We start from the raw sequence: 10,525 nt of genomic DNA on the forward strand, positions 1-10,525 counted from the left end.
GCTACCCTTGGCCGCGAACTGTGCAGCGAGACTGACACGAAGGCAAACTAGCCTCGCCGCATTCGCGGGGCGGACTAGCGGCGTGCCGACGATCGGGAACTGGAAGTGCTTTCGCCGTTCAACCATTCTGGCTCACTCTTTCGATCCAATTGCTGAAGCCGGCGAGCAATGCGTCGACCGACTTCAGATTTCAGAGCCAATGAGCCGATCCTCCTCGTCGGAAGCGTCGCTGCGGTTCGAAAGGATGCCTATGCCGAGGCACTACGGACGTCCCGAACGCGGCGAGCGTGTGTGCCGCAACTCCGCCTGAGCCCTAGCGCGTCCCCCAGCCGCCGACCGTAGCTGCCGGCGATGGCGAGCGCTTTCGAACCAGCACCAAAGGGTTGGCGCGGGAGATCCCATCGATCTTCTTCATCAGTTCTGGGGATCGACTGATTATACTCGGGTGCCCTCCCGAAGGGAGGGTGCGAGAACGACCGGCGCCATCTGATCCAGTGCGACGGCGGTCGGCCGGCGCTACGGCGAGTCAACATAGGGCACGGCACGGGTACCCGTTGCGATAGTCAACTCGCCCCCGTTTGGACGCGACGACTCCGACAGCGGCCAGACGATCAGATAACGCCGCGACGCTGAAATCGGCGACCACCTTGCCGCTCGCCACATTGAGCACCAGCTCTCCGGACACGCCATCGCTGTGGATCTACAGGCGCGGCGCTCGTACCGCCTATTGGCCATCCGTCACATGCAACGGCGGAATGCCCTCGAAAGTTCGAACAGCGTCCTCATAGCTTGGGGGCCRTTAACCGCGTCCTGACCAGCGAGCATCTCCTTCCACGTCTGGATCTTTGATGTTCGCTCGTGCTCGACGAATCGGTCGAGTGACATGCACTCGTACCCAGCCGCCCGAGGAATTGGCTCGAGATGGCGATCTTGCCGCCGGTCGCGGCCTCTTCCAGAAGGATGCCGACATCTTTGTGATCCAGGATGTTGGCCCACTAGCTGGCATCGCCATGCGGTCRCATACAACCGCGGCGTCGACAGCCGCCTTCAGGCTGAGCTTCCGGACCAGGAAATCATAGAGATCATCCGGGTCACGGATGCTGCTCACGAAGGGAGGTATGGCGCCCAGGCCTTCTCCAGCTTGTCGATGTTGAGCGAAAGAAGAAGGGCTTGTCCATCTGGATGTGACCGAGGATCTCATCCAAAGGCGGTTAGCCGAAGAACGCGAAGTAGTGCAGGCCCCGCTCGCGGCAAACGACGTTGTACTCGCACTGCCACCAGGCATCTGCCACGGAGCGCCAGTGACATCCCTTGCCGGCAGACGTCGGGATTTGCCGGTCGGCGACGACATTCGGTGCGCCGGTCGATTTTCGGCCAAGCCGCCGTCTCAAGCGGTTTGGTCGCAGACGAAGGCCTCGGCCTCGATCTCTACCACCATGCCGGGGCCTAAGAGCCCGTGCACTTCGACCATGGTGGATGCCGGCTGTACTTCCCGAAAGGTATCGCCGTGGGCCCGCCCGATCTCGCGCCAGGCCTTGACGTCGAGCACGTAGATCCGAGTGGCGACCACATCGGCGAGTCTCGCGCCCACGCCAGACAGGGCCGTCCCGAGATTGACCAGCGCCTGCCGTGCTTGCTCGTAAGGATTTCCGTCGCCGACGAGCCGCCCATCGTCGTCATAGGGCGCTGCGCCCGAGATCCAGACATGCGGTCCTACCCGGACCGCCGACGAATATGCGAGGATCTCGCCCACCGGCCCAGGCGCCGGGACTTGGACTCGCTGCATTATGCCGTGTCCACCGCAAGCGGCTCGAAGAACCGCGTCACTGACGCCCGCACAGCCGCGGTCAGCGCAGGATCCGACTTTGACGGGTGTCCACCATCGAACGGAGGGGCCGGATCGTACTCGATCCCTAACTGCAGCGCTCTTGCGAGGCCCTCGCCTCCGACTCGCGCGGCCAGGGTCAAAGCCATGTCGATCCCGGCAGCGACACCGGCGCCCGTCATGATCTTGCCGTCCTCGACCACTCGGGCCGACACGGGAATAGCCCCATAGCCGGCCAAGCGATCATGCGCGGCCCAGTGGGTTGTGGCGCGAACACCCTTGAGCAGGCCCGCGGCGCCGAGGATCAGGCTGCCGGTACAGACCGACGTGGTCCAGCGGCTGGTCGCATGGATCGCCCGGACCCAATCGAGAGTTTCTGGGTCGTCGCGCAACGATGTCGCGCTGCCCGCGCCCGGGACCAGGAGAAAGTCGGCTTGCGATACGTCGGCGAAACTGGCCTCGGCGACAAGGACCACGCCGGAATCGCTTTGGATCGGCCCCGCGCGTTTGGCTACGCGCACTGCCTCCACCCCGGGCAAGCGGCTCAGCACTTCATGCGGCCCGATCATGTCGAGCGCGGTCATCCCGCCATAGAACAGGAATGCAAACTTCATTTCGGCCATCCCCTTGTTGTTGGCTCTGGCACGATGGACCGCGACGGCGTTGACAGCTATGACAAACTCATGTCCAGAACTGCCAAGGCTCGGTCGGTCGTTTTTCTGCTGTTCGACGGCGTGCAGCTTCTGGACGTCGCCGGGGCTGCGGAGGTGTTCGCCCTGGCTGGCGAACACAGCGCCGAAGGTGGCTATGAGGTCAGCTACGTCGGCGGCGCGCCGATGTTGGGTTCGTCCGCCAGCCTCACACTCTGCAGCGCCCCCTTCGACTCCGCCCCGAAGACCATTCACACGCTGGTTGTCCCCGGCGCTCCTGCGGTGCCTCTCGAGCGCGCGCTGGCCGATCCGGAAACGATAGGGTGGCTGGCCAGGGCGGCCGAACGGGCCCACCGTGTAGCCTCCGTCTGCTCGGGTGCCTTCCTGTTGGGCGCGCTAGGGATGCTGGACGGCCGTCGCGTGACGACCCATTGGATGGCGGCGGACCGGCTGGCGCGCGCCTATCCGCGGGCCAAGGTCGAGGTCGAGGCGCTGTTCGTTGAAGATGGCAAGATCTGGACGGCCGCCGGGGTGACCAGCGGCATCGACCTGGCGCTGGCCCTGGTCGCGCGAGACCTCGGACGCCAGACGTCGCTGGCCGTGGCCCGAAGCTTGGTGCTCCATCTGGTGCGCCCCGGCGGGCAGTCGCAGTTCTCCCAATCGCTGTCGCTGCAGACACAAGGAGGCCCCACCGTCRCCCGCCTTATACCCTGGCTGGAAACGCGGCTCGGCAGCGACGTCCCTGTATCGGCGATGGCCGAGGCGGTGGGCATGAGCGAGCGCAGCTTCCATCGCCGTTGCGTCGCCGACCTTGGCCTCACTCCCGCCAAGCTCCTGGTTCAGTTGCGTCTCGACCGGGCGCGTGCGCTGCTGAGCGACCCGTCAGCTCCGATCCAGACTGTGGCGACACAATCCGGCTTTTCCGACATCTCATCCTTCTCAAAGGCCTTCTCGAAACGCTTCGGCGCTTCCCCGAGCAGCTATCGGCGAGCCTTCGCTCAGAACTAGCATGGGCTTTTGACCACAGCCGCGACCATCTCCCCCGTGGCCCCGCAAGTCCCGTTAGAACTCGTCGATGAGCATTGTGGCAGCGGGCACGAGACGACGGTTGCAAAGACGGGAATGGCCCATGTGGCACGCGGGCGCAGCCTCGGTGATTCCCCCACATCTCGGGACCAGACACCTAGCCTTGGCGAACTGGAATAAGGCGACCGCACCGATGCCGCCCGGCAGCCTCGATCGCGATTTCGGATCGCGCACCGAGCGAAGCGCGAGCACCAGTCCGACCCACAGCAGATAGAGGACGCCCAGAAGCTTGTGACGAGAATTGGCGCTTCGCCGATTTGAGCAGATCAAGGCAAAGCCGCGTAACGGTCCTTTGTATGAAAGCCTCAGGCTGGCGCACCTCAGACCGGTCGACTGCCATGCACCGAACAACGCGTCCTGGACTGTATCCTGGGCGTCGTGGACCGAGCCGAGCATCCGATGGGCGACGCGTAAGAGTTTGGGGTGGAGCCGCGCGAAGGTCGCGGCTGCATCCTCGGCGCCCGACGAAATCAAGCGGCCTTCGCCTTGATCGCAGCAGGATCGGCCCAACGACCGAACCCAACAGCAATCCGGTTCCAGCCGTTGATGACGATGATCGTCATCGTCAGCGCAACCTTTTCTTCGTCCGTGAAGTGCACCTTGAGCCCTTCATAGGCAGTCACATGCGTGTGCTCTTCGGAAAGGCGTGTCAAAGCTTCCGTCCAAGCGAAAGCGGCACGTTCTCGGTCACTATAGCAGCGGGCGTCGCGCCACGCGGCAACAAGGTGGATCTTCTGGTGCGACTCGTTGCTAGTGCGCGCAATGTAGGTGTAACTATTGATGCAGTTCGCGCATCCGTTCAGCTGTGACGCGCGTAACTTGACGAGCTCGGCCAGCTTCGGATCGAAGCCAGATCAAGGTCACGGAGCTGCGATGCCACTCCTTCACAAGGGAAGGCGCGGCGGCAACGGGATCAAGTCGGACGGTCTTGGCTGGTTCCGTTCGTTGGTCCGATGTCATGACGATTGAGATTCGCCGAACGTGACATCTCGCCGAAAAAAGCAGCGTTACGGACCGAAGACATGCGCGTTCGAAACTTGCTGGGACGACGCGGCGACCGTCTCCGTAGAAGCTCGATTGCACGGTAGTTTCCAACGACATTCAGAGCTCGTTGACGATTTCAATATATATGACTATAATGGATTCGCGAAATTGTTCAATATCGGAAGGGCCAGGAGGATCGCATGTCCAGCATTCTTGCCGTTGCCCTTGGCTCGACTTTAGTCGCTTTGCTCGCCTTTATCGCGACTCCACGGCCGCAAGTCATCCACGTTGAGCGGTCGCCGATAATTGATGTCCCGTACGGCGCTCTCAAAGAGGAGCGCCGACTATTGAGGAGTGACTAAATCATGCGCGTATCTGGTCCTTCAAACCCGTGGAACACTTACGGTGCCTCCAAAACGCCGCGCTCCCAGGGAGACCAATTTGACGTGGAAAAACTGGCGGGCCAAGCAAGCCCGCCCGCGCCAGAGATGGGCTCGGCACGGTCTTCTGGACCATCCAGCCCGGGTACCGTTCAATTCAACACGCAACTGCTGGTCGCGTTGCTCAACGCGCAAGAAGGCCAGTTTAGCGGCCAGCCAAACGGCGGCGATATCCAGTCTGGTCAAGCCCACCAACTGTTGGCCAGCCAGTTCGGGAGAACACAGTTTGCATCCTCGGCGATTGGCTCCAGCGCAGGTGACCTGGACAGCGCCTCGCTTGAACGAAAGGGCGCGGCTGATCTAGCTGATGGTCTTATTCACGCATTTGGATCGAACGGCAATCTGAGCTTGGCCGATGTAGAGCGGGCGCTAACCGACGGTTCGAATGTGGATCCGACAATCCTCGCCAATATCCGGGGTGTCATCGCCGACCACTGGAGTTCAACGTTCGGGGGAAGTGCGGAACTGTCCCCCGCGCAGCTTTCTGAAGTGATCGATAAATACGTGAAGACAGCTTTGTGAGTYGGCGAACAAATACGGTACTGAACAACGCTTCCGGATATTGTCCTTTGGCGCGCGGAGAACCGCGCTCCTTTTTGATCGTGCTGGAGCTTCCTGAGACTGGGGCAGCCGTCGCATCAGTCCGGCATAGTGGTTGAGGTTTACTCGGCTCGGACCTTGGCGCTACGGCCGAGACCGTTCGGCGTGCCTCAGCGGGATGTCGTCGAGCAGACAACGCACCCGCAAAATATGCCCCTCCAATGCGAGCACGTGTGCACAACCGCGCGGAACTCCACCGCCGGAGAACGCTTGCAGCTATTCAATTCAGTCGGCGAACAGGATTGCCGCTGCTAGGCACGTTCGGTGGCTGCCAATATGTCGTTATCGAGTTCGCGCGAAACGTGCTGGGGATTGGCGATGCCCAGCATGCCGAGCACGACCCTTATGCGTCCAAGCTTTTGGTCACGCCATTGTCGTGTTCGCTAGTTGGTCAGCGGATGGAGGTGCTGATAGAAGCGGAAACGCTCGCGGCGGCGGCATATTCAGCTACGGCAGCCGCGGAGGAGTATTACTGCAACTTCGGTCTGAACCCCGACTACGAAGCAGCGCTAGAGGAGGGTGGTCTTCGCATCATCGGGAGAGATGCGCTGGGAGAGCCGAGAATACTGACTCTCCCGCAGCACCCGTTCTTTTTGGCGACTGTCTTTGTTCCGCAGTTGCGCTCGACGCAATCCCCTTGTGGTGGCTTTTCTCAAAGCGGAAAGCGCGTATCGCGCCGGCCGAAGCTCAGCTCGTTAGGAGTTCGGCCACCTTGCCCGCGAGCAGTTCGATGGATCGAAGCCGCTGCGGTTTGGGCAGAGGCCCCACGCTCATTTGTAGGCTGACCCGGGAGACGCCGCCAAGCACATCGTCGATATGGCGCAGCTTGTCTGCAACCTCTTCAGGACTGCCAACAATCAGCGCGGAGGAGGAGCTAGTGAGCTGAGCGAATGAGCGTCGGGTCGGCTCTGGCCGGCCAACCTTGCGCGCGAGCTCGCCGAAGATGGTCCGATAGGGTGGGAAGAATTCCTCAAGCGCCTGCTCCCTCGTGTCGGCGACGTAGCCGATCGCGTGAACACCTACCGTGAGACCTTCAAGTTTGTGGCCGGCGCGCAGGCCTCGGTCGCGATAGAGATCGATCAAGGGGCGGTAGGCCGCAAATTCTCCATCGATAATGCCCACGGCCAAGGGCAGACCCAGTTCGCCGGCTCGGATGAATGATCCCGGCGATCCGGTCGCGCCAAGCCAGATCGGCAGCGCTGCTTGTGCTGTCGGGGGTGTGATCCTCTGTCCGCTCAGAGGCGGGCGGTGCCGACCGCTCCAGGTGATTGGACCGCCACGGCGGAGCTGCAGCAACAGCCTGAGCTTTTCCTCGAATAGCTCGTCATAATCTCCAAGGTTGAAGCCGAACAAAGAGAAGGCTTCGGCATAGGCTCCCCTTCCGGCGATAATCTCTGTGCGGCCACCGGAGACCAGGTCGAGCGACGCATATTCCTCGAAGACGCGGACCGGGTCGGCGGCACCCAGAATGGTGATCGCGCTCGTGAGGCGTATCTGCCGCGTGCGCGCCGCGGCGGCTCCGAGCAATATCGCGGGAGCCGAGTCGAGAAACTCATCGGTGTGGTGTTCGCCGATCCCGTAGATGTGGATGCCAAGCTCATCGGCGAGCTGGATCTCTTCCAGTACATCGCTGACGATCTGCCTCGGCAACTCCTCAAGCGTTTCCCCGCGCGGCGCGAAGACGAAGCGATCAATTCCAAGCTCCACGTGGCGGCTCCAGTCTATCGGCGTGAGTCAAGCAGCGGGAAGGCGGCCACTTGCGCGCGCCACTTCCAGGCGATGATCGCAAAGATCACGGCGAGAACGATCGTGTGGATGATGTCGCCGTGAAGCGCGGTGAGCTGCGCCACGAATGCTCCAACRCAAACAGCTCCCATCAGGACAGCGCCGTAGAAGACGGTCCGCGGCCAGAGCAGAAGCACGGCGCCGAGAATCTCGGTAGCGGCGGTGAAGTAGCGAAACCATTGGCCAAGCCTGACCTGGTCGAACTCTTCGATCGCGGCCGGATGTCCGGACAGCTTGAATATTCCCGCGCCAATGAAAGCGATCGCGAGGATTATTCGAACAACCCACGACATGGTCGTGCGCAGCTTTGAGGAGGGAGTAGACGGAGATGACGTCATCGATTTGTTTTCCTTTTGCCAGTTGACGCCAGAAGGATGATCGATGCTGTATGGATTCCACAAGTAGGATGGATTTTATGGTGTAGTATGGAAAACCTGACTAATGGAGAAACCTGCCCTTCGAAGAGCGCGCTGATCGAGCCGCCGCCCGAGATCGCCGCGACGTTGTCGGTTCTTGGCGGCAAGTGGAAGGTGCTGATCCTTTGGCAACTGCTCGGCAGACCCTGCCGGTTCAACGAGCTGCGCCGCGCCATTGATGGGGTCAGCCAACACATGCTGACGATGCACCTCCGCGAGTTGGAGAGCGAAGGAGTTTTGACACGAACCGTATTCGCCGAAGTGCCGCCACGCGTTGAGTATGCGCTCAGCGAACATGGGAAATCGCTTGGGCAAGTTATGAAAGTTCTAGCCGAATGGGGACAGCTACATCTAGCCCGGCAGCATTAGACGGAGAGTCCGAGCGGCACTCATCAGTCTTCTGCGGAAGGGGCTCGACGAGAACCTTACCTATGGCCCCGTAGCACACCCAAGCGGAGTTGCGAAACACGCTCAACGCCTGCGAGCCGTTCGTAAAGCCCTCGCCACAGACTTTCTTTAGAACCGCGGGCGACATCTTCGATGAGGAAGGTCGCCTCATCGACGCCAAAAATCTGAAGTCGCTCGACGCACTGCTCGCCGGCTTTAGCCGCTGGATTGGAACAGTGAGCCAAAATGGTTGAACGGGAATACACTTCGAGTTTCCGGTCGGGCTCTCGACTGCCAAATGCGTCGGAAAGCTAGTTCGTCTTTGTGTCWGTCTMGCTGCACAGTTCGCGGCGAAGGGTAGCYTGWAGCCAKTCTTCATAAGCCGACGGCGACCAGCTGCACTCGCTCACCAGCAATCGGTAGATCTCACGGCTCGTCAAGGTCCACATCAGATCCGCAGCGCTGCGGATGCCGAGTCCCCGCCTTAGGGCACCGAGACCATGTAGTTCCTTGATGAGAGGGAGCTGCGAGAGACGTCGCCGCGCTTCACGCTCTCCGACTAATTTTGCCAGTTCTGGGGACAACGCGGAGGCCCCAAGCAGCAGATCCATCGTTGCTGTTTCCGATTCATAAATTTGCCGCGCGATCTGCGCGGAGAAACGCAGCCGCGCGTGCGGGTCTGGCGTCGCCAGGGCTTCGGACACCAGGGTCTGATATCGCTGGCCAAATCGCGCATTGTCGAGCAGGGCCATGAAGATGCCGCGCTTCGACTTGAACGCGGCGTAGACTGTCGGCGCCGCCACCCCAGCCTCGGAGGCGATGGCGTCGATCGTGGTCCCATCGAATCCCTTCGTTTGAAACAGCCCCATCGCTGCATCCAGGATTCGCRTCTGCGTCTCGGATGCCTGCTTCGCGCGCGACGGTGAGCGATACGTACGGGCATTTTCTTTTGACATTGCTCTAGCGCATCCGATATAGTTTGCTATATTCAATATGGTTCGCACCATAGCAGATCTATAGCGAAAAATCAGGACCGGAGAAACAGATGGCGGAGAACGGATCGGTTGCGCGCAACAAGGACATCATCAAGCGCCTGTACGAMGCTATCGGGCGARACAGTCCCGCAGACTTTTTGGATTTGGTGGCGGAGTCGCATGTCGACCAYTCTAACGSGCGCAAYGGCCCYGCCGGCTTCGTTGCAGCAGCGGCRAACATTCACCAAGCCTACTCGGAYTTTCGCATYGACCTWGARTCMYTGGTCGCGGAGGACGATTGGGTTGTAGCTCGGTGGCATGAAACCGGCGTTCACACGGGCCAATTCTTCAATCTGAAGCCCACCAACAAGCCKTTCGAATCCTGGGGCATAAACGCGTATCGCGTCACCRACGGGAARRTYTCTGAATCCTGGATCGCYGTCGATCCGCGAACCATYCGGGCCCAGCWGGAAGCTCAGCGTGCGCTTTCGGAATAGTCCGAACGCCGAGCTTTCGGAATCAGGCGACGCCCTGTCATCGGGGACGTTGATATGAAGCTCGTTGTGCTCGGGGCAACCGGCAGAACCGGGGGGCTTGTCGCCGAGCAAGCCTTGGCTCGAGGCCACAGCGTTGCCGCCACGAGTGAACCTCGCGACAGTGATCAGCTTAGCTCCCTGATCGCCGGGAGGGACGCAGTCATATCGTGTCTCGGCCAGCGATCGTCCAAGGACCCGGCGCTCCTCCAGGAAAGTGCGCGAGCGGTTATTAATGCCATGACGATGTGTGGCGTACGCCGCTATCTCGTGATTTCTCAGGGGCTGCTGTATCCAACGGCCAACCCGCTGCTTTGGATGTTGCGTCTTCTGCTTGCGAGACAAGTGGCCGACAGCACGTCGATGGAGCGGGAAATTCGGGCCAGCGATCTGGACTGGACCATCGTGCGCCCGCCAAGACTGTTGGAGGGCGGAACTCCCCGCGGATATCGTTTCAATGTGGGAGCGATGCCGCCCGGCAAAGTCGTCATGGAGCGTGCCGATCTGGCCGCTTTCCTGCTCGACGAAGCTGAAGCACAAAATCACGTCCGCACGATCGTTGGCGTCGCGTCAGCAAGGGGGCCGGCGACGCATGTCGCCCCTAAACAGAGGGCATCCCGATGAAGAACTCCGCAATCAATCCCTTTACTGTCCATGCGGATCCCAAGGGCGAGCCGTTTACCACCTCCGCGATTTTTATCCGGAATTTTAACACCAACGAAGGAACGCCAAATGCCGAGAACGATATTCATCAATCTTCCCGTTACCGACCTCGCGCATTCGAGAGCTTTTTACGAGGCGATTGGTTTTACGCATAACCCGCAATTCAGCGACGAGACCAGTGC

At 60.9% G+C, this 10,525-nt stretch carries 12 protein-coding genes and 2 pseudogenes; 7 read left to right on the top strand and 7 right to left on the bottom strand.

Going from position 1 to position 10,525, the window contains the following annotated elements; translation table 11 throughout:
* Positions 1–1,387 precede the first annotated feature (1,387 nt).
* Positions 1,388–1,753, bottom strand: coding sequence for a Rid family hydrolase (locus tag AC1D00_RS11115; RefSeq protein ID WP_477010710.1), 366 nt, complete (start codon positions 1,751–1,753; stop codon positions 1,388–1,390).
* Between the two features lie 32 nt (positions 1,754–1,785).
* Complete coding sequence (locus AC1D00_RS11120; protein ID WP_477010711.1) at positions 1,786–2,439, bottom strand: DJ-1/PfpI family protein; 654 nt, start codon at positions 2,437–2,439, stop codon at positions 1,786–1,788.
* A 33-nt stretch (positions 2,440–2,472) separates the two neighbouring features.
* Between AC1D00_RS11120 and AC1D00_RS11125 the strand changes: the two genes are divergently transcribed.
* The gene (locus AC1D00_RS11125; protein WP_477010712.1) at positions 2,473–3,483 is read left to right on the top strand and encodes a GlxA family transcriptional regulator; all 1,011 of its coding nucleotides are present in this window, start codon (positions 2,473–2,475) and stop codon (positions 3,481–3,483) included.
* A gap of 319 nt (positions 3,484–3,802) precedes the next feature.
* Here the strand turns inward: AC1D00_RS11125 and AC1D00_RS11130 are convergent.
* Both AC1D00_RS11130 and AC1D00_RS11135 read right to left on the bottom strand, forming a co-directional pair.
* Positions 3,803–4,035: pseudogene (locus AC1D00_RS11130) on the bottom strand (sigma factor); the annotation flags it as partial.
* A pseudogene (locus AC1D00_RS11135) lies at positions 4,032–4,521 on the bottom strand (carboxymuconolactone decarboxylase family protein). The pseudogenes AC1D00_RS11130 and AC1D00_RS11135, both read right to left, overlap by 4 nt.
* Before the next feature lie 389 nt (positions 4,522–4,910).
* Here AC1D00_RS11135 and AC1D00_RS11140 point away from each other — a divergent pair.
* Complete coding sequence (locus AC1D00_RS11140; protein WP_477010713.1) at positions 4,911–5,507, top strand: hypothetical protein; 597 nt, start codon at positions 4,911–4,913, stop codon at positions 5,505–5,507.
* Between the two features lie 765 nt (positions 5,508–6,272).
* Here the strand turns inward: AC1D00_RS11140 and AC1D00_RS11145 are convergent.
* Positions 6,273–7,292 carry an LLM class flavin-dependent oxidoreductase gene (locus AC1D00_RS11145; protein ID WP_477010714.1) on the bottom strand — a complete coding sequence of 340 codons (1,020 nt, stop codon included), beginning with the start codon at positions 7,290–7,292 and terminating at the stop codon, positions 6,273–6,275.
* Between the two features lie 14 nt (positions 7,293–7,306).
* Entirely contained in the window at positions 7,307–7,708 is a 402-nt protein-coding gene (locus tag AC1D00_RS11150) for a DoxX family protein (protein WP_477010715.1), read from the bottom strand.
* A gap of 36 nt (positions 7,709–7,744) precedes the next feature.
* Between AC1D00_RS11150 and AC1D00_RS11155 the strand changes: the two genes are divergently transcribed.
* Both AC1D00_RS11155 and AC1D00_RS11160 read left to right on the top strand, forming a co-directional pair.
* On the top strand, positions 7,745–8,155 hold the full coding sequence (locus AC1D00_RS11155) for a winged helix-turn-helix transcriptional regulator (RefSeq protein ID WP_477010716.1): 411 nt from the start codon (positions 7,745–7,747) through the stop codon (positions 8,153–8,155).
* Between the two features lie 89 nt (positions 8,156–8,244).
* Positions 8,245–8,427: a hypothetical protein gene (locus AC1D00_RS11160; protein ID WP_477010717.1), complete on the top strand. Its 183-nt coding sequence runs from the start codon at positions 8,245–8,247 to the stop codon at positions 8,425–8,427.
* A 57-nt stretch (positions 8,428–8,484) separates the two neighbouring features.
* Here the strand turns inward: AC1D00_RS11160 and AC1D00_RS11165 are convergent, their stop codons facing one another.
* Positions 8,485–9,129 (bottom strand): TetR/AcrR family transcriptional regulator, encoded by a 645-nt coding sequence (locus AC1D00_RS11165; RefSeq protein WP_477010718.1) that lies wholly within the window; start codon positions 9,127–9,129, stop codon positions 8,485–8,487.
* 89 nt (positions 9,130–9,218) lie between these two features.
* On the opposite strand from AC1D00_RS11165, the gene AC1D00_RS11170 reads away from it, so the two are divergent.
* From AC1D00_RS11170 to AC1D00_RS11180, 3 genes are all read left to right on the top strand, one after another.
* The gene (locus tag AC1D00_RS11170) at positions 9,219–9,644 is read left to right on the top strand and encodes an ester cyclase (RefSeq protein WP_477010719.1); all 426 of its coding nucleotides are present in this window, start codon (positions 9,219–9,221) and stop codon (positions 9,642–9,644) included.
* A gap of 54 nt (positions 9,645–9,698) precedes the next feature.
* A complete protein-coding gene (locus AC1D00_RS11175; RefSeq protein ID WP_477010720.1) occupies positions 9,699–10,304 on the top strand; it encodes an NAD(P)-dependent oxidoreductase in 606 nt (201 codons plus the stop codon).
* Between the two features lie 108 nt (positions 10,305–10,412).
* Positions 10,413–10,525 (top strand): VOC family protein (locus AC1D00_RS11180; protein WP_477010721.1); only part of this gene is annotated, 113 nt, incomplete at its 3' end.

The sequence above is a fragment of the Bradyrhizobium sp. P2_E8 genome, assembly GCF_056403875.1.